Origin of the sequence: Streptomyces sp. NPDC004327, from assembly GCF_042873935.1 — a bacterium.
GTDB lineage: Bacteria > Actinomycetota > Actinomycetes > Streptomycetales > Streptomycetaceae > Streptomyces.
In genome coordinates this window covers 89829-113684 of sequence record NZ_JBIAME010000010.1, presented here as the reverse complement: position 1 = coordinate 113684, position 23856 = coordinate 89829, and the positions used below count along the sequence as shown (strand labels likewise).

General features: G+C 74.4%; 19 protein-coding genes. 10 read left to right on the top strand and 9 right to left on the bottom strand.

Going from position 1 to position 23856, the window contains the following annotated elements:
• Nucleotides 1-2 precede the first annotated feature (2 nt).
• From ACFYU9_RS30595 to ACFYU9_RS30580, 4 genes are all read right to left on the bottom strand, one after another.
• Nucleotides 3-1160, bottom strand: coding sequence for an acetyl-CoA C-acetyltransferase (locus tag ACFYU9_RS30595; RefSeq protein WP_389216354.1), 1158 nt, complete (start codon nucleotides 1158-1160; stop codon nucleotides 3-5).
• A 19-nt stretch (nucleotides 1161-1179) separates the two neighbouring features.
• On the bottom strand, nucleotides 1180-1779 hold the full coding sequence (locus tag ACFYU9_RS30590) for a TetR/AcrR family transcriptional regulator (protein WP_389216981.1): 600 nt from the start codon (nucleotides 1777-1779) through the stop codon (nucleotides 1180-1182).
• 108 nt (nucleotides 1780-1887) lie between these two features.
• Nucleotides 1888-2682, bottom strand: a complete 795-nt coding sequence (locus ACFYU9_RS30585; RefSeq protein WP_389216351.1) for an SDR family oxidoreductase — start codon at nucleotides 2680-2682, stop codon at nucleotides 1888-1890.
• The gene (locus ACFYU9_RS30580) at nucleotides 2679-3836 is read right to left on the bottom strand and encodes an acyl-CoA dehydrogenase family protein (RefSeq protein WP_389216348.1); all 1158 of its coding nucleotides are present in this window, start codon (nucleotides 3834-3836) and stop codon (nucleotides 2679-2681) included. The genes ACFYU9_RS30585 and ACFYU9_RS30580 overlap by 4 nt, the downstream gene beginning before the upstream one ends.
• A gap of 46 nt (nucleotides 3837-3882) precedes the next feature.
• Between ACFYU9_RS30580 and ACFYU9_RS30575 the strand changes: the two genes are divergently transcribed.
• From ACFYU9_RS30575 to ACFYU9_RS30565, 3 genes are read left to right on the top strand one after another with little or no spacing between them, the layout of a single operon-like run.
• On the top strand, nucleotides 3883-4026 hold the full coding sequence (locus tag ACFYU9_RS30575) for a hypothetical protein (RefSeq protein ID WP_389216345.1): 144 nt from the start codon (nucleotides 3883-3885) through the stop codon (nucleotides 4024-4026).
• Complete coding sequence (locus ACFYU9_RS30570) at nucleotides 4026-5180, top strand: acyl-CoA dehydrogenase family protein (RefSeq protein ID WP_389346870.1); 1155 nt, start codon at nucleotides 4026-4028, stop codon at nucleotides 5178-5180. The genes ACFYU9_RS30575 and ACFYU9_RS30570 overlap by 1 nt, the downstream gene beginning before the upstream one ends.
• Nucleotides 5180-6163, top strand: coding sequence for an acyl-CoA dehydrogenase family protein (locus ACFYU9_RS30565; RefSeq protein WP_389346867.1), 984 nt, complete (start codon nucleotides 5180-5182; stop codon nucleotides 6161-6163). Before ACFYU9_RS30570 ends, ACFYU9_RS30565 begins: the two co-directional genes overlap by 1 nt.
• On the opposite strand, the gene ACFYU9_RS30560 is transcribed toward ACFYU9_RS30565, so the two are convergent.
• From ACFYU9_RS30560 to ACFYU9_RS30540, 5 genes are all read right to left on the bottom strand, one after another.
• Nucleotides 6160-6750, bottom strand: coding sequence for a pyridoxamine 5'-phosphate oxidase family protein (locus ACFYU9_RS30560; protein WP_389346865.1), 591 nt, complete (start codon nucleotides 6748-6750; stop codon nucleotides 6160-6162). The genes ACFYU9_RS30565 and ACFYU9_RS30560 overlap by 4 nt on opposite strands.
• A gap of 112 nt (nucleotides 6751-6862) precedes the next feature.
• Complete coding sequence (locus ACFYU9_RS30555) at nucleotides 6863-7237, bottom strand: VOC family protein (RefSeq protein ID WP_389216333.1); 375 nt, start codon at nucleotides 7235-7237, stop codon at nucleotides 6863-6865.
• 156 nt (nucleotides 7238-7393) lie between these two features.
• A complete protein-coding gene (locus tag ACFYU9_RS30550; protein WP_389216330.1) occupies nucleotides 7394-8854 on the bottom strand; it encodes a glutamate synthase subunit beta in 1461 nt (486 codons plus the stop codon).
• Nucleotides 8847-13421 carry a glutamate synthase large subunit gene (gene gltB / locus ACFYU9_RS30545; protein ID WP_389346863.1) on the bottom strand — a complete coding sequence of 1525 codons (4575 nt, stop codon included), beginning with the start codon at nucleotides 13419-13421 and terminating at the stop codon, nucleotides 8847-8849. The genes ACFYU9_RS30550 and gltB overlap by 8 nt, the downstream gene beginning before the upstream one ends.
• Nucleotides 13422-14049: 628 nt before the next feature.
• Nucleotides 14050-14778 (bottom strand): VIT1/CCC1 transporter family protein, encoded by a 729-nt coding sequence (locus ACFYU9_RS30540; RefSeq protein WP_389216324.1) that lies wholly within the window; start codon nucleotides 14776-14778, stop codon nucleotides 14050-14052.
• Nucleotides 14779-15062: 284 nt separating this feature from the next.
• Here ACFYU9_RS30540 and ACFYU9_RS30535 point away from each other — a divergent pair, with 284 nt between their 5' ends.
• The 7 genes from ACFYU9_RS30535 (at nucleotide 15063) to ACFYU9_RS30505 (ending at nucleotide 23803) form a co-directional block, all read left to right on the top strand.
• Entirely contained in the window at nucleotides 15063-16061 is a 999-nt protein-coding gene (locus ACFYU9_RS30535) for an ADP-ribosylglycohydrolase family protein (RefSeq protein ID WP_389216321.1), read from the top strand.
• 713 nt (nucleotides 16062-16774) lie between these two features.
• Nucleotides 16775-18136, top strand: coding sequence for an ADP-ribosylglycohydrolase family protein (locus ACFYU9_RS30530; protein WP_389347060.1), 1362 nt, complete (start codon nucleotides 16775-16777; stop codon nucleotides 18134-18136).
• Entirely contained in the window at nucleotides 18120-19268 is a 1149-nt protein-coding gene (locus tag ACFYU9_RS30525; RefSeq protein ID WP_389346861.1) for an ADP-ribosylglycohydrolase family protein, read from the top strand. The genes ACFYU9_RS30530 and ACFYU9_RS30525 overlap by 17 nt, the downstream gene beginning before the upstream one ends.
• Complete coding sequence (locus tag ACFYU9_RS30520) at nucleotides 19265-20788, top strand: ADP-ribosylglycohydrolase family protein (RefSeq protein ID WP_389346859.1); 1524 nt, start codon at nucleotides 19265-19267, stop codon at nucleotides 20786-20788. Before ACFYU9_RS30525 ends, ACFYU9_RS30520 begins: the two co-directional genes overlap by 4 nt.
• Nucleotides 20785-21747, top strand: coding sequence for a ribokinase (gene rbsK, locus ACFYU9_RS30515; RefSeq protein ID WP_389346857.1), 963 nt, complete (start codon nucleotides 20785-20787; stop codon nucleotides 21745-21747). Before ACFYU9_RS30520 ends, rbsK begins: the two co-directional genes overlap by 4 nt.
• The gene (locus ACFYU9_RS30510; RefSeq protein ID WP_389346855.1) at nucleotides 21744-22958 is read left to right on the top strand and encodes a CaiB/BaiF CoA transferase family protein; all 1215 of its coding nucleotides are present in this window, start codon (nucleotides 21744-21746) and stop codon (nucleotides 22956-22958) included. The genes rbsK and ACFYU9_RS30510 overlap by 4 nt, the downstream gene beginning before the upstream one ends.
• Nucleotides 22955-23803, top strand: coding sequence for an HpcH/HpaI aldolase/citrate lyase family protein (locus ACFYU9_RS30505; RefSeq protein WP_389216309.1), 849 nt, complete (start codon nucleotides 22955-22957; stop codon nucleotides 23801-23803). Before ACFYU9_RS30510 ends, ACFYU9_RS30505 begins: the two co-directional genes overlap by 4 nt.
• The last annotated feature ends 53 nt before the right edge of the window (nucleotides 23804-23856 follow it).

The window sequence follows — 23856 nt, the reverse complement described above, 5'->3', positions numbered from 1 at the left end:
CGTCAGAGTCGCTCGATGATCGTCACGTTCGCCTGGCCCCCGCCCTCGCACATCGTCTGCAGCCCGTACCGGCCGCCCGTGCGCTCCAGTTCGTGCAGCAGCGTCGTCATCAGCTTCACGCCGGTCGCGCCCAGCGGGTGGCCGAGGGCGATGGCGCCGCCGTTGACGTTGACGCGTGCCGGGTCGGCGCCGGTCTCCTTGAGCCAGGCGAGGACGACCGGGGCGAACGCCTCGTTGATCTCGACGAGGTCGATGTCGTCGATGGTCAGGCCGGTCTTCTTCAGGGCGTGCGCGGTCGCCGGTATCGGCGCGGACAGCATCCGGATCGGGTCCTCGCCGCGCACCGAGAGGTGGTGGATCCGGGCCCGGGGCGTGAGCCCGTGCTCGCGCACCGCGCGTTCGCTCGCGAGGAGCATCGCCGCCGCGCCGTCGGAGACCTGGGAGGAGCAGGCGGCGGTGATGGTGCCGCCCTCGACGACCGGCTGGAGGTTCGCCATCTTCTCCAGGCTGGTGTCGCGGCGCGGGCCCTCGTCGACGGTCACGTCGCCGTAGGCCACGGTCTCGCGCGCGAAGCGGCCCTCGTCGATGGCGCGCAGGGCCCGCTGGTGCGAGCGCAGGGCGAACTCCTCCTGGTCGCGGCGGGTGATGCCCCACTTGGCGGCGATCAGCTCGGCGCCGTGGAACTGGTTGACCGGCGCGTCCCCGTACCGCGCGCGCCAGCCCTCGGAGCCGGCGTACGGGCCCTGGGTGAGGCCGAGCGGCTCGGCGGCCTGCCGGGAGGCGAAGGCGATCGGGATCATCGTCATGTTCTGGGTGCCGCCCGCGACGACGAGGTCCTGGGTTCCGGAGAGCACGCCCTGCGCGGCGAAGTGCACGGCCTGCTGGGAGGAGCCGCACTGGCGGTCGACGGTGACGCCGGGGACCTCCTCGGGCAGGCCGGCGGCGAGCCAGCAGGTGCGGGCGATGTCGCCGGCCTGCGGCCCGACGGTGTCGAGGCAGCCGAAGACCACGTCCTCGACGGCGGCCGGGTCGATGCCGGTGCGTGCGACGAGGGCCTTCAGGACATGGGCGCCGAGGTCCGCCGGATGGACGGCGCCGAGCCCGCCCTTGCGGCGGCCCACCGGGGTGCGGACCGCGTCGACGATGTATGCCTCGGCCATGGCTGTGCCTCCTGAGTCGTCAGTCTGATCGTGCGGTGCGTACGGCGATCCCGTCGAGCACCATGGACAGGTACTGGCGGGCGATCTCCTCCGGGCTGTGCCGGCCGCCGGGGCGGTACCAGCTCGCAGCGACCCAGACGGTGTCGCGCACGAAGCGGTAGGTGAGCCGGATGTCGAGGTCGGTGCGGAAGACGCCGGACCCGACGCCGCGCTCCAGGGTGCCGAGCCACGCCTTCTCGAACTTCACCTGCGAGTCGGCGAGGTAGTGGAAGCGCGGCTGGTCGGCGAGGTGGCGGGCCTCCTTCTGGTAGATGGCGACGGCGGCGCGGTGCCGGTCGATCTCCCGGAAGGACTCGGTGACGAGGGCCTCGATGGTCTCCCGGGGGCCGAGCCCGGCGGCGAGCACGGTGTCGTAGCCGTCCCAGAGCTCGTCGAGGAAGGTCGAGAGGATCTCGTCGAGCATCGATTCCTTCGAATCGAAGTGGTAGTAGAGGCTGCCGGCGAGCATGCCCGCCTCGTCGGCGATCTTGCGGACGGTGGTGGCGTTGTAGCCCTGGGCGGCGAACACCTCGGCGGCGATGTCGAGCAGCTCGCGCCGGCGCTCGGGCGAGGCGGTCACCTGGGGCTTCTTCTTCGGGGTCTTGGGGGTCTTCGCGGTCTTCGGGGAATTCGGGGTCTTCGGGCTCTTCGGGGAAGGCTTCGTGGTTGGCACGCGTCCATTGTTGTCCTACGCGCGCTGGCTGCTGACGGAGACCGTCTCGCCGGTCATGTACGAGGAGTAGTCGCTGGCCAGGAAGACGATGACGTTGGCGACCTCCCACGGCTCCGCGTACCGCCCGAACGCCTCGCGCGCGGTCAGCTCGTCCAGGAGTTCCGCGGAGGTGACCTTGACCAGGTGCGGGTGCATGGCGAGGGAGGGCGCGACGGCGTTGACGCGGACTCCGTGGGCGGCGGCCTCGACGGCGGCGCAGCGGGTGAGGGCCATGACGCCGGCCTTGGCGGCGGCGTAGTGGGCCTGGCCGGTCTGGGCGCGCCAGCCGACGACGGACGCGTTGTTGACGACGACCCCGGTGCGGCCGGTGCCGCGGAAGTGGCGCAGCGCGGCGCGGGTGCAGCGGAAGGTGCCGTTGAGGGTGACGTCGACGACGCGGTGCCACTGTTCGTCGGTCATGTCGGCGAGCTCGGCGGTGCCGCCGAGGCCCGCGTTGTTCACGAGGACGTCGAGGCCGCCATGGAGCCGTACGGCCGTGTCGTAGAGGGCCTGGACCTGGCTCTCGTCGGTGACGTCGCACGGCTGGGCGGCGACCCTCTCGGCGCCGAACTCGGCGGCGAGGGCCTCCTCGGTCTCCTTGAGGCGGCGGGCGTGGGCGTCGCTGATCAGCACCCGGGCGCCCTCCTCCAGGAGGCGGCGGGCGGTGGCGCCGCCGATGCCGGCGCCGGCGGCGGCGGTGACGACGGCGGTGCGCCCGGCGAGCAGGTCGTGGCCTTCGACGTAGGGCGGCGGGGGTGTGCGGCGGCTCATGCGCGGGGCTCCTTCGGCAGTCCGAGCACCCGCTCGGCGATGATGTTCCGCTGGATCTCGCTCGACCCGGCGTAGATGGTGTCGGCGCGGGAGAAGAGGAACAGCCGCTGCCAGTCGTCGAGTTCGTACGGTTCCCCGGCGGCGAGGGTGCCGGCGGCGCCGCGGATGTCCATGGCGAGTTCGCCGAGGTCGCGGTGCCAGTGGGACCAGTAGAGCTTGGCCATGGAGGGGTCGGCGCCGCAGCGGGCGTTGGCGCGCATGGTGCGCAGCCCGGTCCAGGCGCGGACGAGCCGGTCGCGGATCAGCGGGTCGGCGGCGGCGCCGCTGGCCCGGGCGAGGCCGACGAGGGCTTCGAGCTCGCGGCGGAAGCCGACCTGCTGGCCGAGGGTGGAGACGCCGCGTTCGTAGCCGAGGGTGGCCATGGCGATCCGCCAGCCGTCGCCCGGGGCGCCGACGACGTGCGCGGCCGGGGTGCGGGCGCCGTCGAAGAAGACCTCGTTGAACTCGCTGGTGCCGGTGAGCTGCACGATGGGGCGGATCTCGACGCCGGGCTGGTCGAGCGGCACGAGGAGGTACGAGAGCCCGGCGTGCGGGCGCGCGCCGGGGGCGCGCGGCTCGGTGCGGGCGAGGACGAAGCACCACTGGGACTCGTGGGCGAGCGAGGTCCAGGTCTTCTGGCCGTGCACGACCCACTCGTCGCCGTCGCGGACGGCCCGGGTGCGCACGGCGGCGAGGTCGGAGCCGGCGCCGGGTTCGCTGTAGCCCTGGCACCACAGTTCCCCGGCGGCGCGGATCGGGGGCAGGAAGCGGGCCTTCTGCTCCTCGGTGCCGTGGTCGATCAGGGTGGGGCCGAGGAGCTGTTCGCCGATGTGGTTGACGCGGGCGGGGGCGTCGGCGAGGGCGTACTCCTCGTGGAAGGCGATCTGTTCCCCGATGCTCGCGCCGCGCCCGCCGTACTCCTGCGGCCAGCCGACGCAGGTCCACCCGTGGGCGGCCATGTGCCGTTCCCAGGCGAGCCGTTCGGCGAACGCCTCGTGTTCGCGACCGGGGCCGCCCAGGCCCTTCAGTCCGGCGAACTCACCGGTCAGCCGGTCCCTGAGCCAGTCGCGTATCTCGGCGCGGAACTCCTCGACGCTGCTCATGGCGCTGCTCATGGCTGCACGGTAACCTACCAAACACTTGTTAGGGAAGGATGAGGCATTGGCTGGCACCCCTGTCCTGTACGAGCGGCGCGGCCCGGTCGCGTACGTCACGACGAACCGCCCCCGCCACCGCGACGCGTGGCCGCCCGTCCCGGCGACGGAGGAAGCGGCCGGGGAGCCCGCGAGGGAGGAGGCGCGCTGATGGACCTGTCGTACAGCGCCGAGGAGGACGCGTTCCGGGCCGAGGCCCGCGCCTGGCTGCGCGCCCATGTGCCCGCCGCACCGCTGCCGTCCCTGGAGACGGCCGAGGGCTTCGCCGCCCACCGCGCCTGGGAGGCCGAACTGGCCGCCGGCCGCTGGTCGGTGGTCTCCTGGCCCGAGCGATACGGCGGCCGGGGCGCCGACATCTTCCGCTGGCTGGCCTTCGAGGAGGAGTACTACGCGGCGGGCGCGCCCGGCCGGGTCTCGCAGAACGGCATCAGCCTCCTCGCCCCCACCCTCCTCGACCACGGCACCGAGGAGCAGCGGGCCCGGATCCTGCCGTCCATGGCGAGCGGCGCGACGATCTGGGCGCAGGCGTGGTCCGAGCCGGAGGCCGGCTCCGACCTGGCCTCGCTCACCTCGCGGGCGGTGCGCACGGACGGCGGCTGGCTGCTGTCGGGGCAGAAGACCTGGTCGTCGCGGGCGGCCTTCGCGGACCGGGCGTTCGGCATCTTCCGCACCGACCCGGGCCCGGCGGCGGAGGGCCGGCCGCACCGGGGCCTGACGTATCTGATGTTCGACCTGCGGGCGCCCGGCGTGACCGTGCGGCCGATCGGGCGGCTCGACGGCAAGCCGGCCTTCGCCGAGCTGTTCCTGGACGGGGTGTTCGTGCCGGACGAGGACGTCATCGGCGAGCCCGGGCAGGGCTGGCGGATCGCCATGTCCACCACCGGCAACGAGCGCGGGCTCACCCTCCGCTCCCCCGGCCGCTTCCTCGCCGCCGCCGACCGGCTCGTACGGCTGTGGCGGGACGCGGCGGACCCGGGGGACACGGCGCTGCGCGACCGGGTCGCGGACGCGGTGATCGGTGCGCGCGCCTACCGCTTGTTCACCGCCGCCGGGGCCTCGCGCTTCGCGGCGGGCGGGGAGATCGGGGCCGAGTCGAGCCTCAACAAGGTGTTCTGGTCGACGTACGACATCGCCCTGCACGAGACGGCGCTCGACCTGCTGGGCGCGGACGGCGAGCTGGCGGACACCGAGTGGGCCGAGGGGCATGTCTTCTCGCTCGCGGGGCCGATCTACGCGGGCACCAACGAGATCCAGCGCGACATCATCGCCGAGCGGCTGCTCGGCCTCCCGAAGGGCCGCCGCTGATGCGTTTCCTGCCGACCGACGAACAGCGCGACTTCGCGCGCTCGCTGGACGCGATGCTGACCGCCGCCGGCACCGCGGCGGTGTCGCGCGCCTGGGCCGCGGGCGATCCGGGCCCCGGGCGCGCCCTGTGGGCGCGGCTCGGCGATGCGGGCGGGTTCGCGCTCGCCGCGCCCGAGGCGTACGAGGGAATGGGGCCGCTGCCCGTCGAACTCGCGCACGCCTTCGTCGAGTTGGGCCGCCATGCCGTGCCGGGGCCGGTCGTGGAGACGGTCGCGGCGACGGCGCTGCTCGCGGAGCTGGCCGGGCGCGGCGAGGCGGGGCCGGCGAAGCGGCTGCTGCCGGGGCTCGTGGCGGGAGGCGTGGTGGCGACGCTGGCCCTGGAGGACGTGTCGCCGTACGCCCTCGATCCGGACGCCGCCGACGTGATCCTGGCGGTGCGCGGGGACGAGCTGCGGATCGCGCCCGGGCACGAGGGGCTGCGGATCTCGGCGGATCCGGTACGGCGGCTCGCGCGGCCCGCCGCCGGCGGGGAGCTGCTCGCGGCCGGTCCCGGGGTCGCGGCGGCGGCCGGGCGGGCGCGGGAGTGGGCGCTGCTGGCGACGGCGGCGCAGTCGCTGGGGCTCGGGCTCGCGCTGCTCGACCGGACGGTGGCGTACGCGAAGCAGCGCACCCAGTTCGGGGCGCCGATCGGCTCGTTCCAGGCGGTGAAGCACCGGCTCGCGGACACGCTGCTCGGCCTGGAGTTCGCCCGGCCGCTGCTGTTCGGAGCGGCGCTCACCTTCGCGAGCGGTGATCTCGCGGCGGCGAAGGTCACGGCCGGCGAGGCCGCCCACGCGGCCGCCGCCACCGCCCTGCAGATCCACGGCGCCGTCGGCTACACCGAGGAGCTCGACCTCTCGCTCTGGCTGCGCAAGGCCCGGCCCCTGCGGGACGCCTGGGGCAACCCGTCCTGGTGCCGGGCCCGGGTGCTCGCCGACCGCTAGGGCCTGTCCGGCCCTGATCCGCCGGACAGGCCCTGGCCGGCGTCCCCGGACGGCCGGTCTCCGGCAGCGTCCTCGCGGGGCGGCGCGTCGTCGTTGCCCCGCCGGATGGTGCGCACCGCCCGCCCCGGCGCCCACGCGCGGAAGACGATCTCCTCGCCCTCCACCGCGGTCCGCACGACCTCCGTCAGCGCCACCTTGAAGAGGTGGAAGGGCTGCGGCGCGCCGGCCTCCTTCGCGTACCAGTCCAGGGTCTCCGGGTCCGTGACCTCGACCGCCCGCCCGGAGACCCGGACGTCGCCGCCGCCCATGCCCGTGCCCTCACCCGGGTTGGCGAGCAGCGAGAAGCGCGGGTCGCGGCGGACGTCGCGGGCCTTGAGCGAGTTCGGCATCATGCCGAGCCACAGTTCGCCCTCGCGGAACTCCGCCTCGATCCCGCTCAGCCGCGGCGAGCCGTCCTTGCGGAGGGTGGCGAGGGCGTGGTGGGTGTACATGCCGAAGCGCTCGCGCACGGTGGCGGCGAGCTCGGGCTCGGCGGCCTCGAAGGCCGCCCAGCGAGCGGTGGCCGGGGTGGTTCCGTCGTTCTCCATGTCTCCAGGGAACACCGGAATCCCGACACCTTCTGTCTGGATTACTCCGGAGCACGCGCGACTGCCGCAGGACTGCCGCGGACCACAGCGAACCGGACCGGTCCCGTCCGGGCTACCGCGCCCGCTCGGCCTTGCTGCGCTCGATGCAGAACTCGTTCCCCTCCGGGTCGGCCATGACCACCCAGCCGGTGCCGTCCGGCCTGCGCCGGTCGTCGACGACGGTCGCACCGAGCCCGGCCACCCGCTCGACCTCCTCGTCCCGCGTCCGGTCCTGCGGCTGGAGGTCGAGGTGGACGCGGTTCTTCGTCGACTTCCTGTCGGGGACCTGGACGAAGAGCAGCCCCGTACCCGCCGACTCGACCAGGGCCTCCGGGTCGCCGGGGCTGTCCTCGTCGGTGACGCGGCCGTCGATCACCTGGGCCCAGAAGGAGGCCAGGGCGTAGGCGTCGGAACAGTCGATGGTGATGTGTCGCACAAGAGACGTCATCCGGTCATGGTCGCGCTCCCCCGCGCCCCCGACCACCGGTTTACGCCACGGTTCACGCGCCGCGGCGCCTGCCCAGTCGTCCAGGTCGGGGACAGTGGGGCAGGCGCCGCGCTCAGTTCCGTACGTCGTTGTACGGGACGTCTTGGTTGAGCCCGGTCAGACCGTCAGGGAGCGGTCCGTCGGGCGGATCGGGGCCGGCAGGGAGCTGGCGCCCGTGAGGTGGCGGTCGACGCCGCGGGCGGCCGAGCGGCCCTCGGCGATGGCCCAGACGATCAGCGACTGGCCACGGCCGGCGTCACCGGCGACGAAGACGCCATCGACATTGGTGGCGAAGTCCGCGTCACGCGCGATGTTACCCCGCTCATCGAGGTCTAGACCAAATTGCGCGACCAGGCCGTTCTCCACGTCGGTGCCGGTGAAGCCCATCGCGAGCGTGACCAGCTGGGCGGGGATCTTGCGCTCGGTGCCCGGCTTCTGGGTCAGCTTGCCGTCGACGAACTCGACCTCGACGAGGTGGAGGAACTGGACGTTGCCGTCCTCGTCGCCCTCGAAGTGGGTGGTGGAGACGGAGTAGACCCGCTCGCCGCCCTCCTCGTGCGCCGAGGTGACCTTGTAGAGCATGGGGAAGGTCGGCCAGGGCTGGCCGGCGTTCCGCTCCTCGCCCGGCCTCGGCATGATCTCCAGCTGGGTGACGGAGGCCGCGCCCTGCCGGTGTGCCGTGCCGACGCAGTCGGCGCCGGTGTCGCCGCCGCCGATGACGACGACGTGCTTGCCCTCGGCGGTGAGCGGCGGGGTGACGAAGTCGCCCTCCTGCACCTTGTTGGCGAGCGGCAGGTACTCCATCGCCTGGTGGATGCCGGCCAGCTCGCGGCCCGGCACGGGCAGGTCGCGGGCGGTGGTGGCACCGGCGGCGACGACGACCGCGTCGAAGCGCTTGCGCAGGTCGGTGGCGGTGATGTCGCGGCCGACCTCGATGCCGGTGCGGAACTTCGTACCCTCCGCGCGCATCTGCTCGATGCGCCGGTTGATGTGCCGCTTCTCCATCTTGAACTCGGGGATGCCGTAGCGCAGCAGACCGCCGATGCGGTCGGCGCGCTCGTACACGACCACGGTGTGGCCGGCCCGGGTCAGCTGCTGGGCGGCGGCGAGACCCGCCGGGCCCGAGCCGATGACGGCGACGGTCTTGCCGGAGAGGCGCTCGGGCGCCTGCGGCCGGACGTCGCCGCCGTCCCACGCCTTGTCGATGATCGAGACCTCGACGTTCTTGATGGTGACGGCCGGCTGGTTGATGCCGAGCACGCAGGCCGCCTCGCACGGAGCCGGGCACAGGCGGCCGGTGAACTCCGGGAAGTTGTTGGTCGCGTGCAGCCGCTCCGACGCCGCCGACCAGTCCTCGCGGTAGGCGTAGTCGTTCCACTCGGGGATGAGGTTGCCCAGCGGACAGCCGTTGTGGCAGAACGGGATGCCGCAGTCCATGCAGCGGCCGGCCTGCTTGCTGATGACCGGCAGCAGGGAACCGGGGACGTAGACCTCGTTCCAGTCCTTGACGCGCTCGCTCACCGGCCGGGTCTTGGCGACCTCGCGGCCGGTGGTCAGGAAGCCCTTGGGGTCAGCCATGGGTCGCCGCCTCCATCATCTTCTCGGTGGTCTCGGCCTCGGAGAGACCGGCGAGCTCAGCGGCGTCCTTGGCGGCGAGCACTGCCTTGTACGTGGTGGGGATGATCTTGCTGAAGCGGGCCGCGGCCGCGTCCCAGTCGGCGAGCAGCTTCTCGGCGACCGTGGAGCCGGTCTCCTCGAAGTGGCGGCGCACGACGTCGTGCAGCCACGTCCTGTCGGAGTCCGAGAGGGGCTCGACCGCGCCCAGGTTGCCGGAGTTGACGTTGTCCCGGTCGAGGTCGATCACGTAGGCGACGCCGCCGGACATGCCGGCCGCGAAGTTGCGGCCGGTCTCGCCGAGGACGACCGCCTGGCCGCCGGTCATGTACTCGCAGCCGTGGTCGCCCACGCCCTCCGAGACGACCAGCGCGCCGGAGTTGCGGACGCAGAAGCGCTCGCCGGTGCGGCCGCGCAGGAACAGCTCGCCGCCGGTGGCCCCGTACGCGATGGTGTTGCCCGCGATGGTGGAGTACTCGGCCAGGTGCTCGGCGCCCCGGTCCGGGCGGACGATCACACGGCCGCCGGAGAGGCCCTTGCCGACGTAGTCGTTGGCGTCGCCCTCCAGGCGGAGCGTGACACCGGCCGGCAGGAAGGCGCCGAAGGACTGGCCGGCGGAGCCGGTGAAGGTGATGTCGACGGTGTCGGCGGGCAGGCCCGCGCCGCCGAAGCGCTTGGTCACGTGGTGGCCGAGCATGGTGCCGACGGTCCGGTTGATGTTCCGGATCGGGACCTGCGCGCGGACCGGCTGGGCCTCCTCGGCGGAGGCCGCGTTCAGGGCCTCGGCGGCGAGCTCGATGAGCTCGTTGTCGAGGGCCTTCTCCAGGCCGTGGTCCTGCTCGACCAGGGCGTGGCGGACCGCGCCGGCGGGCAGCTCGGGCACGTGGAACAGCGGCTGGAGGTCCAGGCCCTGCGCCTTCCAGTGCGACACGGCGCGGCTGGTGTCGAGCAGCTCGGCGTGGCCGACGGCCTCCTCGACGGAGCGGAAGCCCAGCTCGGCGAGGATCTCGCGCACTTCCTGGGCGATGAACTCGAAGAAGTTGACGACGTACTCGGCCTTGCCGGAGAAGCGGTCGCGCAGGACCGGGTTCTGGGTGGCGATGCCGACCGGGCAGGTGTCCAGGTGGCAGACGCGCATCATGACGCAGCCGGAGACGACGAGCGGCGCGGTCGCGAAGCCGAACTCCTCGGCGCCGAGCAGCGCGGCGATGACGACGTCACGGCCGGTCTTGAGCTGGCCGTCGGTCTGCACGACGATGCGGTCGCGCAGGCCGTTGAGCAGCAGCGTCTGCTGGGTCTCGGCGAGGCCGAGCTCCCAGGGCCCGCCGGCGTGCTTGAGCGAGGTGAGCGGCGAGGCGCCCGTTCCGCCGTCGTGGCCGGAGATGAGCACGACGTCCGCGTGGGCCTTCGACACACCGGCCGCGACCGTGCCGACACCGACCTCCGACACCAGCTTCACGTGGATGCGTGCCGCCGGGTTGGCGTTCTTGAGGTCGTGGATCAGCTGGGCCAGGTCCTCGATGGAGTAGATGTCGTGGTGCGGCGGCGGGGAGATCAGGCCGACGCCGGGCGTCGAGTGCCGGGTCTTGGCGACCCACGGGTAGACCTTGTGGCCGGGCAGCTGGCCGCCCTCGCCGGGCTTGGCGCCCTGGGCCATCTTGATCTGGATGTCGTCGGCGTTGACCAGGTACTCGGAGGTGACGCCGAAGCGGCCGGAGGCGACCTGCTTGATCGCGGAGCGGCGCGCCGGGTCGTGGAGGCGGTCCGGGTCCTCGCCGCCCTCGCCGGTGTTGGACTTGCCGCCCAGCTGGTTCATGGCGATGGCGAGGGTCTCGTGGGCCTCGCGGGAGATGGAGCCGTACGACATGGCGCCGGTGGAGAAGCGCTTGACGATCTCGGAGACCGGCTCGACCTCGTCGACGGAGATCGGGGTGCGGCCTTCGGCGGCGAAGCCGAACAGGCCGCGGAGCGTCATGAGGCGCTCGGACTGCTCGTTCACCCGGTCGGTGTACTTCTTGAAGATGTCGTACCGCTTGGAGCGCGTGGCGTGCTGCAGGCGGAAGACGGTCTCGGGGTCGAAGAGGTGCGGCTCGCCCTCGCGGCGCCACTGGTACTCGCCGCCGATCTCCAGGGCGCGGTGCGCCGCGGCGATGCCGGTGACCGGGTACGCCTTGGCGTGCCGGGCGGCGACCTCCTTGGCGACGACGTCGAGGCCGGCGCCGCCGATCTTGGTGGCGGTGCCGTTGAAGTACTTCTCGACGAAGGCGGTGTCGAGGCCGACGGCCTCGAAGACCTGGGCGCCGCGGTAGGAGGCGACGGTGGAGATGCCCATCTTGGACATGACCTTGAGGACGCCCTTGCCGAGGGCGTAGATCAGGTTGCGGATGGCCTGCTCGGGCTCCAGGCCCTCGATGAAGGTGCCGGCGCGGACCAGGTCCTCGACGGACTCCATGGCCAGGTACGGGTTGACCGCGGCGGCGCCGTAGCCGATGAGGAGCGCCACGTGGTGGACCTCGCGGACGTCTCCGGCCTCGACCAGCAGGCCCACCTTGGTGCGCTGCTTGGTGCGGATGAGGTGGTGGTGGACGGCCGCGGTGAGCAGCAGCGACGGGATCGGCGCGTGCTCGGCGTCGGAGTGCCGGTCGGAGAGGACGAGCAGGTGCGCGCCGCCCTCGATCGCCGTGTCGGCCTCGGCGCAGATCTCCTCGATGCGGGCGGCGAGCGCCTCGCCGCCGCCGGAGACCCGGTAGAGGCCGGAGAGCGTGGCGGCCTTCATGCCGGGCATGTCGCCGTCGGCGTTGATGTGGATGAGCTTGGCCAGCTCGTCGTTGTCGATGACCGGGAAGGGCAGCGTGACGCTGCGACAGGAGGCCGCGGTCGGGTCGAGCAGGTTGCTGCCGGGGCCGAGGGAGGACCGGAGCGAGGTGACGAGCTCCTCGCGGATGGCGTCCAGCGGCGGGTTGGTGACCTGCGCGAACAGCTGGGTGAAGTAGTCGAAGAGCAGCCGGGGGCGCTCGGACAGGGCGGCGATCGGCGAGTCCGTGCCCATGGAGCCGATCGGCTCGGCGCCGGTGCGGGCCATCGGGGCGAGGATGACGCGGAGCTCTTCCTCGGTGTAGCCGAAGGTCTGCTGGCGGCGGGTGACCGAGGCGTGGGTGTGCACGATGTGCTCGCGCTCGGGGAGGTCGGAGAGCTCGATCTCGCCGGTTTCGAGCCACTCCGCGTACGGCTGCTCGGCGGCGAGGGCGGCCTTGATCTCGTCGTCCTCGATGATGCGGTGCTCGGCGGTGTCGACGAGGAACATCTTGCCGGGCTGCAGGCGGCCCTTGCGGACGACCCTGGCGGGGTCGATGTCGAGGACGCCGACCTCGGAGGAGAGCACGACGAGGCCCTCGTCGGTGACCCAGTAGCGGCCGGGGCGCAGACCGTTGCGGTCGAGGACCGCGCCGACCTGGGTGCCGTCGGTGAAGGTGACGCAGGCCGGTCCGTCCCAGGGCTCCATCAGGGTGGAGTGGTACTGGTAGAAGGCGCGGCGGGCCGGGTCCATGGAGTCGTGGTTCTCCCACGCCTCGGGGACCATCATCAGGACCGCGTGCGGCAGCGAGCGGCCGCCGAGGTGGAGCAGCTCCAGGACCTCGTCGAAGGAGGCGGAGTCGGAGGCGTCCGGGGTGCAGACCGGGAAGATCCGCTCGATGCCCCGGCCGTCGGCGCCGGTGCCGAAGACCTCGCCGGCGAGCTGGGCCTCGCGGGCGGTCATCCAGTTGCGGTTGCCCTTGACCGTGTTGATCTCGCCGTTGTGGGCGACGAAGCGGTACGGGTGGGCGAGCGGCCAGCTCGGGAAGGTGTTGGTGGAGAACCGGGAGTGGACCAGGGCCACTGCGGTGGCGCAGCGGCGGTCCGACAGGTCCGGGAAGAAGGGCTCCAGCTGGCCGGTGGTCAGCATGCCCTTGTAGACGAGGGTGCGGGCGGACAGCGACGGGAAGTACGTGCCGGCCTCGCGCTCGGCGCGCTTGCGCAGGACGAAGGCCTTGCGGTCGAGCTGGATGCCGCTGTTGTCGCCGTCGGCCACGAAGAGCTGGCGGAAGACCGGCATGGTGGAGCGGGCGGAGGCGCCGAGCAGCTCGGGGGCGACGGGGACCTCGCGCCAGCCGAGGACGTCCAGACCTTCCTCGGACGCGATCGTCTCGATCCGCGAGACGGCCTGTGCGGAGCCGTCGGCGGGGAGGAAGGCGATGCCGACGGCGTACGAGCCGGCGGCGGGGAGCTCGAATCCGGCGACCTCGCGGAGGAAGGCGTCCGGGACCTGGAGCAGGATGCCGGCACCGTCTCCGGAGTCGGGCTCGGAGCCGGTGGCGCCGCGGTGCTCGAGATTGCGCAGTACGGTCAGCGCCTGCTCGACCAGCTCGTGGCTGGCTACACCGGTGAGGGTGGCCACGAACCCGACACCACAGGCGTCGTGTTCGTTACGGGGGTCGTACATCCCCTGCGGGGCGGGGCGACCGTCCATGGGCGACCAGGCGTCGGAACGCATCGGCTCTCCCGTCGTCGTCGTGGCATATGCAATAGCCGAGGGACGACGTTGGCCCTCCGCGAAATTTCGTGCAGGTTACATGATGGCTGGCTTCTCGCGAAGTGGATAGCTCATTCCAGCATGCGGACACCGCCGATACGGGCGGTGGTGGCGTGACGCAACCTTGGTTCAGCTGTGGGTCCAGCTATGAGACGCGGAAACTACGGCGTTTCCGCGGGGGGACGGATCAGGGATTCCGGGGGTGGTGGCCGGTGTCCGGCCGATCCGTCGCAGGGCGGGCTTCTTTGCCCGCGGCGCTTGTGCCTCATGCCCGGTGGTCGGGCGTTCGAAACCGCCGGGTAACCGGCTAGTTATGTGGCGACCCGCATAGTGTCCCACCGGATCACCGAATCCGCCCAGGGAGATACGTCACAGCGGCGAGGACTGGCCGCGACCGCCACCCGCATGGGCGTACGACGAAGGGCCCCCGGAGGTCCGGGGGCCCTTCTGCGCAGGTCGCGGGCTTTCCGTGCGGGTCGTGTCCCTCGCATGAGGGCCCGTGTCCCCGCTGCGCGGGTCGTGACTCCTGCGTGCGGGTCGCAGGGTTTCCGTGCGGGCGGTGGGTGCGGGGCGGGTGCGGCCGTTCGGGCTACAGGGCCGCTCCGAAGAGCATGCCGAGCCCGTACGTGACGGCCGCGGCCGCGCCGCCGAGGACGAGCTGGCGCAGCCCGCTGAACCACCAGCTGCGGGCGGTCACCCGGGCCACCAGCGCGCCGCAGGCGAAGAGCCCGAGGAGCGCGAGCAGCAGGGCCGGCCAGAGGGCGGTGGCACCGAGCAGGTACGGCAGCAGGGGGAGCAGTGCGCCGAGCGCGAACGAGCCGAACGAGGACACCGCGGCGACCGTCGGCGACGGCAGGTCGTCGGGGTCGATGCCCAGCTCCTCGCGGGCGTGGATCTCCAGTGCCTGCTCCGGGTCGCGGGACAGCTGCATGGCGACTTCGCGTGCGAGCGCGGGCTCGACGCCACGGGAGACGTAGAGCGCGGCCAGCTCCTCCATCTCGTCGACCGGGTGCTTGCGCAACTGGCGCCGCTCGACGTCGAGTTCGGCCTGGACCAGCTCGCGCTGCGAGGCGACCGAGGTGTACTCGCCGGCGGCCATCGAGAAGGCGCCGGCGGCGAGGCCCGCGAGGCCGGTGATGACGATGGTCTGCGAGGAGACCGCGCCGCCGGCGACACCGGTCATGAGCGCCAGGTTGGAGACGAGTCCGTCCATCGCGCCGAAGACGGCGGGGCGCAGCCAGCCGCCGTTGACGTCGCGGTGGGTGTGGTTGTCGCGGTGAGCCTCGTGGAGCGGCGCGACGGCCTCGATGATGGACATGCTTCTCCCCTGTCTTTCCTGCGGGTTCGGCGTGCCCGCCCCCTCCTGACGTCATCGAAAATACGCCCGATGTAAGGGGCGCGCCAGCAAGGTAGGCCGTACTTAGTAAGGCTCGTCTAACTGAGGCGACCCTGTCTGAGGGCTGCCTTACCCGACGTCAGAGCGCCCGCCCGAGCCCACCCCGCGACTGCCTGACGTGCCGTCACCCGGGTGACAGAAACGTTTCCGTGAGCGTCCGGGAGGGACGCGTGGCACAGATGGGAGCAGCGCGGAAGGGGACTGACATGGCCGGTACGACGGCGTGCGAGGTACGCGGGCGGGCGCGGGGCGCACTGCTCGGGCTCGCGGTCGGCGACGCGCTCGGCGCGCCCGCCGAGAACCTGCGCCCCTCGCAGATCCGGGCCCGCTGGGGCCGCATCGAGGGCTTCGTGACGGACCGCCCGGCGGGCACCGACGACACCGAGTACGCCGTCTTCTCCGGCCTGCTGCTCGCCCGGCACGGCTCCGCCCTCACCGTCGCCCACGTCGAACGGGCCTGGCACCACTGGATCGCCGACCTCGACGAGGGTCCCTTCCGTGGCGCCGGCTTCTCCGAACGCGGCACCCTGGAGAACCTCCGCCGCGGTCTCGCCGCGCCCATCTCCGCCCAGCACCGGCACGCCTGGAGCGACGGCCTCGCCATGCGCGCCGCCCCCTTCGGCGTCTTCGCCGCCGGCCGGCCCGCCGAGGCGGCCCGGCTCGTCGCCATCGACGGCACCGTCAGCCATGAGGGCGAGGGCATCTACGGCGGCCAGGCCGTCGCGGCGGGAGTGGCCGCGGCGATGGGCGGCGCGTCCGTCACCTCGGTCATCGCCGCCGCGCTCTCCGTCGTCCCCATGGACTCCTGGACCGCCCGCTCCATGCGCCGCGCCGTCGTCGCCGCCCGCCCCTTCGTCCCCGACCCGCTCGAACGCGAACGCGCCGTCCGCTCCGCCGTCGTCATCGGCGGCTACCCCTGGACCGACCTCGCCCCCGAAGCCGTCGCCCTCGCCTTCGGCGCCTTCGCCGCCGCCCGCGGCGACTTCCGCACCGCCGTCCTCACCGCCGTCAACATGGGCCGCGACGCCGACACGACGGCGGCGCTGGCGGGCGCCCTGGCCGGCGCGCTGGGCGGCGACGCGGCGATCCCGGCGGAGTGGGCGTCGGCGATCGGCCCCGTACGCGGCAGCTGTCTGCCGTCGATGAGGGGCTACCACGTGCTGGACATCGCGGACCTGCTGAGCCCGCAGGAGGAGGACCGATGAGCGCGGACCTGACGACGCCGGAGGAGACGGAACGGACCGCTGACCGCGAGGGGCGCGGGGGGAGCGTGGCGGCGGCGAGCGGAGCGGGCGCCCCGGCCGGCGCGGGTGACGCGGGGCACGGCGGGAGCGCGGCCGCCGCGAGCGGCGTGGGGGACGTGGGCGGCGCGGGGCACGGCGGGAGCAAGGCAGCCGCGAGCGGCGCAGGGGGCGTGGGCGGCCCGGGGCACGGCGGGAGCAAGGCAGCCGCGAGCGGCGCAGGGGGCGTGGGCGGCGCGGGGCACGGCGGGAGCAAGGCAGCCGCGAGCGGCGCAGGGGGCGTGGGCGGCGCAGGCGAACCGGGCGGCGCGGGGCACGGCGCGAGCGCGGCCACCGCGAACGGCGCGGGCGACCAGGGCGGCGCAGAACACGGCGGCAGCGCGAGCGGCCCGGGGCACGACGGCAGCGCGGGCGGCCCGGGGCACGGCGAGAGCGCGAGCGGCGCAGGCGGCACGGGGTACGCCGGGAGCGAGGCAGCCGCGAGCGGCCCGGGCGGGGCGGGGCACGCCGGGAGCAAGGCAGCCGCGAGCGGCGCGGGCGAACCCGGCGCGATCGAGACCCGCGCCCGCGGCGAGCACGTGGGCAGCGCGGCCGCCGCGAGCGGTGCCGGCTACCCGGAGGCGTCGGAGACCCGCGCCCGCGGTGGGGGCGCGGGCGGTGGCGGCGGACCGCAGGCGGTGGAGGTCTCCGCTCCCGTCGCGCGTCTCACCGCCGGGCGCGGCCGGTACGGCGGGGGCGCGCGGGCGGCGGACCGGGCCGGGGGCGGCACCGCGACACCTGCCGGCGGCGGTGGCGGGCCCGGTGCGGGAGGCCGTCTCGCCCCTCCGCCGGTACGACGCGCCCGCCGCGCCCCCGTACCCGGCGCCGCTCCTCGCGCGGTCGACCGCCGCGACAGGATCGAGGGGCTGCTGCTCGGCCTCGCCGCGGGCGACGCGGCGGGCTGGCCCGCGGCACGGCACCGGGCCGCGCGGATGCCCGAGTGGACCCGGCGGCTCACCCGTGAGCTCGACACCTTCGCCGAGGAGAACGCGACCACGACGCTCCCGGTCCCGATCGCCCTCAACCAGCCGCCCGAGCCGCTGCGGCTCGGCCCCTCGGACGACGCCGAGTGGGCGGTGTTCACCGCCGAGGCGGTGCTCGCCGCCGCCGGCCCGGGGCCCCTGTTCCGCGCCCTCGCGCCCGAACGCCGCCTGCGCGCCGCCGTCGACCTCGCCTGGAACTCGCTCGCGAGCCAGGTCGGCGCCGCGTCGGACCGCGCGCCCGAGGTGGAGTCGGCCGTCCTGCCGCTGCGCGCCCGGATCTCGGTCCGGGCCGGACTCGGCAACCTGGCCGCCGGGCTGCGCCCGCCCGCCACCGGCCACGACAACCCGCACTACTTCGACGACGCCGCCTGTGTCCGCGCCGCCGTGCTCGCCCTGGTGCATCCCGGGGACCCGGTCGCGGCAGCCGGACTCGCCGAGTTCGACGCCCGGTTCACCCAGGACGGCGACGGCGTCCACGGCGCCCGCGCGATGGCGGCGGCGACCGCGGCCGCCATCGGCGGGGCCGGCCCCGGCGAGGCGGTGGAGGCGGCCCTGGGCCAGCTGCCGCCCGCGACCGAGATCGGCCGCAACGGCCGCCACGCGGTCAAGCTGGCCCGAACCGCCGCCACAGCCTTCGAGCTGGTCCCGCTCCTGGAGCACCAGATCGTGGACCACGTCTACAGCTACGGCATCGCCGCCGCCGAGACGGTCCCCGTCGCCCTCGCGCTGACCCTCGCCGCCCGCGGCGACCTCGCCGCCGCCGTGCCCGCCGCGGCCTGTCTGTCCCGGGTCGCCGACTCGGCCCCGGCGCTCGCGGGCGCGCTCACCGGGGCGCTCGGCGGCGGTGCGGCGGTGCCGGCGACCTGGCGGGAGGCGTGCCGGACGCTCGCGGGCTGCGCGCTGCCCCGGCTCGCGGGCACCGACCTGGTCGAACTCGCCGGTCTCCTCGCAGCCACGGAACCGGCCGCCCCGGGTGGACAATTCCGACATGACACCCCTCATGCCCCTGCTGGATGACCGGATCGCCGGCAGCCTGATCGGGGCCGCCGTGGGCGACGCCCTCGGCGGCCCGGTCGAGGGCTACACGCCCGAGCAGATCCTGGAACGCCACGGCGGCCGCGTCACCGGCATCGTGGGCCCGTGGAACGGCGACGCCTGGCGCACCGCCCGCCCCATCGCCCCGTACCACAAGGGCGACGGACACGTCACCGACGACACCCTGATGACGCACGCGCTGATCCGGGTGTACGAGAAGGTGCGCGACCACCTCGACGCGTACGCCGTCGCCGAGCACCTCGTCCCCGAACTCATGGGCCGCGCGGTCTGGATCCCCGAGCTGGAGGCCGAGGCGCTGCCGCTGCAACGGGTCTTCCTCGCCGAGAAGTGGATCGTCACCCGGCTCCACTACGGCCACGCCGACCCGCGCGAGGCCGGCACCGGGAACATCGTCAACTGCGGGGCCGCGATGTACATGGCGCCCGTCGGCCTCGTCAACGCCGCCCACCCGTCCGCCGCCTACGCCGAGGCCCTCGACATCACGGGCGCCCACCAGTCCTCGTACGGGCGCGAGGCGGCGGGTGTCTTCGCGGCGGCCGTGGCGGCGGCCTGCGCGCCGGACGCGACCCCGCGCTCGGTCGTCGAGGCGGCCCTCGCCCTGGCCAAGGACGGCACCCGGGACGCGATCGAGGCGGTCGCCGAAGTCGCCGAGAAACACGGCGACTTCGAGACGGCGCTCGCGCCGCTGCGCGCGGCGGTCGCTCCCTTCGACTCCGTCGGCCCCGACTACCGCGCCCCCTCCCTCGATGCCCGCCGCCCCTCCCGCGTGCACGCCGTCGAGGAGCTGCCGATCGCCCTCGGCATGCTGCTCGTCGGCGCGGGCGACTACCGCCGTACGGTCCTGGGCGCGGTGAACTACGGCCGCGACTGCGACTCCATCGCCACGATGGCCGGCGCGCTCGCGGGCGCCCTGCACGGCGAGTCCGCCGTGCCGCCCGACTGGGCCGAGCGGGTCGCCGAGGCCAGCCGCCTCGACCTCCACGCCCCGTCCGCCGTGCTCGCCGCCGTCACCCGGGAGGTCTTCGCCCGTGACGCGGCCCGCCGCCGCGCGCACGAGTCGGCGTACGCGACGCTGACGGGCGCGGCGGGATGAAGGCCGCGTCACGCCGAGCGGCGGACGGCACCGCCGGCGACCGGGTGCGCCGCCCGTCGGGCGCCGAGGACGGGGCCGCGCCGTCCGGCAACGGCGGCGGAGCGCCGGGCCGTTCGGTCCGTCTCACCTGGGTCCAGCCCGAGGACCTGGTCGGCCACGAACTCCGCCAGGCCGCCGAGGACGGCCGCGACGCCCGCGCACTCGCCGCCCGCTGGCAAGCCGCCGGCGGCCCCCCGGCCCCGCCCGCCGCCGGCGCCTCCCCCACGCCCCGCCCCGAGCTGCGCCCCCTGGCAGAGGAGATCCTGGACGCCCTGGCCGCACTCCCCCGCCCCCGCGCCCGTCAGGAACCGAACGACCTGACGGCGATCACCGCCGCCTGCCCCGACTGGCCGCGGGGCCCCGCCGCAACAGCCGGCCGCCTCCCGGGCGAAGCCCTCGGGGACGCCGGTGTGGGGGAATCCGGCGCCCTGCTCGACCGGCTGCACGCCGCCTGGCTCGGGCGCGCCGCCGGCTGTCTGCTCGGCAAGCCGGTCGAGAAGCTGCCTCTCGCCGCCCTGCGCGCCCTCGCCCGCGCCGCCGGCAACTGGCCGCTCGCGCACTGGTTCACGGCCCGCGGCGTGGACCCGCGTCTCCTCGCCGCCCACCCGTGGAACCGGCGCTCCGCCGGCACCTCCCTCGCCGAGAACATCGACGGGATGCCCGAGGACGACGACCTCGACTACCCGCTGCTCAACCTGCTCCTGCTCCGGCGCCACGGCCGCGCCTTCACCACCGCCGACGTCGCCCGCCTCTGGCTGGACGAGCTGCCCGCGGGGCGGGCGTTCACCGCCGAGCGGGTCGCCTACCGCAACCTCCTCGACGGCGTCGAACCCCCGCACACCGCGACCCGCCGCAACCCCTTCCGGGAGTGGATCGGGGCGCTGATCAGGGCGGACGTGCACGGCTGGACGCACCCGGGGGACCCGGCGGGGGCGGCGCGGCAGGCGTACCGGGACGCGGTGCTCACGCACACCGGGAACGGGGTGTACGGCGCGATGTTCGTCGCGGCCGCCCTCGCGGAGGCCGCGAGCGGAACGGCGGACGTGCACCGGGCGCTGGCGGCGGGGCTCGCGGTCGTGCCGCCGCGGTCCCGGCTGGCGGGCGCCGTCCGCCTCGGCATCGCCGCCGCTCGCGCGGACCGCGACTTCGACGCCGTCGTCGACCGCCTCCACGCCGAACTCGGCGGGTATCACTGGGTCCATGTCGTCCCCAACGCCGCTCTGCTCGCCGCCGCGCTCACCCACGCCGACGGCGACTACACGCGCTCGATCTGCGCGGCGGTCTCCGGCGGCTGGGACACCGACTCCAACGGCGCCACCGCCGGTTCGGTCGCCGGGCTGCTGGCCGGGCACCCCGACCGGCTGCCCGAGCGCTGGACCTCCCCTCTCAAGAACCGGCTCTCGACCTCGGTGCCGTCCTTCGACGGCATCGGCTTCGACACCCTGGCCGCACTGACGCACTCGGAGGCAGTACGCCCATGACCAGCCCCACCCGTCCGACCGGCCCGAGCGGCCCGCCCGGCATCGTCGTGCTCGGCAGCACGAACATGGACCTCGTGGCCTACGTGGCCAGGGCCCCCGCCCGCGGTGAGACGGTCACCGGCCGCGCGTTCCGCACCGTGCCCGGAGGCAAGGGCGCCAACCAGGCGGTGGCCGCCGCGCGGGCGGGCGCGGAGGTGTCGATGATCGGCGCGGTGGGCGCCGACGACTTCGGCTCCCGGCTGCGGGCCGCCCTGGAGCACAGCGGCGTCGACACGGATCTGCTGCGCACGGTCGAGGGCCCGTCGGGCACCGCGCACATCGTCGTGGACGACGAGGGCGGCAACGCGATCGTCGTCGTCCCCGGCGCGAACGGCACCGTCACCTCCCTCGACCACGGCGACGAGGCGCTGATCGCGACCGCCGACGCCCTGCTGCTCCAGCTCGAACTCCCCCTCTCCGCCGTCGTCGAGGGCGCCCGCCACGCCCGCGAGCGCGGCGTGCGCACCGTCCTCACGCCGGCCCCGGTCCCGGAGCGGCCGCTGCCGCCCGAACTGCTCGCCGTCACCGATCTGCTGGTCCCCAACGAGCACGAGGCCACCGCGCTCACCGGGCTCGCCGACCCACGGGCCGCCGCCCTCGCCCTGCTCGACGCCGTGCCGGAGGTGGTGGTGACCCTGGGCGCGGCCGGCTGTCTGCATCTGGCGCGCGGCCGGGAGCCGCTGGCCGTGCCCGCGCCCCGGGTGACGGCCGTGGACACCACCGCCGCGGGTGACACCTTCGTGGGCGCGCTGGCCGTGGCGGTCGCCGAGGGCAGGCCGATGCCGCGGGCGCTGGCCTGGGCGTCGGCCGCCGCGGCGCTGTCGGTGCAGCGCGCGGGGGCGTCCACCTCGATGCCGTACCGCACCGAGATCGAGGCCGCCCTCGGCTCCGCGGGAGACCTGGAGGCCGACCCCGTATGAGCACGGACACCGGCACCGGGGCCCCCGCTCCTCCCCTGCACGGGCTGCGGGTCCTCGACCTCGCCACCCTCTTCGCGGGCCCGCTCGCCGCGATGATGCTCGGCGACTTCGGCGCGGACGTGGTCAAGATCGAGCATCCGCGCAAGCCCGATCCGTCGCGCGGCCACGGCCCCGCCAAGGACGGCGTCGGACTGTGGTGGAAGGTCCTCGGCCGCAACAAGCGGACCATGACCCTGGACCTGTCGACGCCGGGCGGCCGCGACACACTGCTGCGGCTGGCCGCCGGCGCGGACGTGGTCGTGGAGAACTTCCGGCCCGGCACCCTGGAGCGCTGGGGGCTCGGCTGGGAGGAGCTGTCGGCCGTCAACCCGCGTCTCGTGCTGGCCCGGGTCACCGGCTTCGGCCAGTTCGGACCGTACGCCCGCCGGCCCGGCTTCGGCACCCTCGCCGAGGCGATGAGCGGCTTCGCCGCGATCACCGGCGACCCGGACGGCCCGCCGACCCTGCCGCCGTTCGGTCTCGCCGACTCCGTCGCGGCGCTCGCCACCGCGTACGCCGTGATGACCGCGCTCACCGCGAGGCACACCACCGGCCACGGCCAGGTCGTCGACATGGCCATCATCGAACCGATGCTCTCCGTCATCGGACCCCACCCCCTCTGGTACGACCAGCTCGGCTACGTCCAGCCGCGCACCGGCAACCGCTCCCGCAACAACGCCCCGCGCAACACCTACCGGACCGCGGACGGCTCCTGGGTCGCCGTCTCCACCTCCGCCCAGTCGATCGCCGAGCGGGTGCTGCGGCTGGTCGGCCGGCCGGAGCTGATCGACGAGCCCTGGTTCGCCGACGGCACCGGCCGGGCCGCGCACGCCGACGTGCTCGACGAGGCCGTCGGCTCCTGGATCGCCCGGCACACCCGCGACGAGGCCCTGGTCGCCTTCGAGAAGGCGGAGGCGGCCATCGCACCCGTCTACGACGTCCGGGACGTCCTCGCCGACCCGCAGTTCCGGGCCCTCGGCACCGTCACCGAGGTCCCGGACCCCGAACTCGGCCCGATCCGCATGCAGAACGTCCTCTTCCGGCTCTCCGGGACACCCGGCGCGATCCGCTGGACCGGCCGGCCGCACGGCGCCGACACCACCGAACTCCTCACCGAACTCGGCCTGACCGACGCCGAGATCGACACCCTGCGCGCCCAAGGAGCCGTATGAGCCGGATGGACCACAGCCCCACGAGCCGTACGGGCCGGCCGGACCAGCGGCCCGTCCCCCTCACCTGGCTGTACGCCCCGGGCGACCGGCCCGCCGTGGTGCGGCGCGCGCTCGCCTCCGGCGCCGACGTCGTCATCGTCGACCTGGAGGACTCGGTGGCCCCGGACCGCCGGGCCTACGCCCTGGCCGCCACCGTCGAACTGCTCGCCGACCCCCAGCCCGTGCCGGTCCATGTCCGTGTCCACGCACCCCGTGACATCCCATCCCTCGTCTCCCTCCCCGGACTCGTCGCTCTCCGTGTCCCCAAGGTGACACACGCCACTGACATCGCCCGGATCGTCGAGCTCTCCGCGGGCCTCCCGCTCTACCCGCTCCTGGAGAACGCGCTGGCCGTGGAGCACGCCTTCGCCATCGCCACCGCCCACCCCTCGGTCCACGGCATCGCGCTCGGCGAGGCCGATCTCGCCGCCGACCTCGGCGTCCGGGAGGACCGCGGGCTCGACTGGCCGCGCGGCCGGGTCGTGCTCGCGGCCCGCGCGGCCGCGCTCCCTCCCCCGGTCCAGTCCGTGCACCCGGACGTCCACGACCTCGACGCGCTGGCCGCGGGCTGTGCCCGGGGCCGGGCCATGGGCTTCCTGGGCCGGGCCGCGATCCACCCCCGGCAGCTGCCGGTCATCGAGCGGGCCTACCTGCCCACCCCCGACGAGATCGCGGCGGCCGAGGAGGTCGTCAAGGCCGCCGAGACCGAGGCGGGCGCCCTCGCCCTGCCCGACGGCCGCTTCGTGGACGCCGCCGTCGTCAGGCGCGCCCGCCGCGTCCTGGCCCTGGCCGCGCGCCGGGACTGACCGCACCGCGAAACGGCCAAGGCCCGCCGGGACCAGTGGTCCCGGCGGGCCTC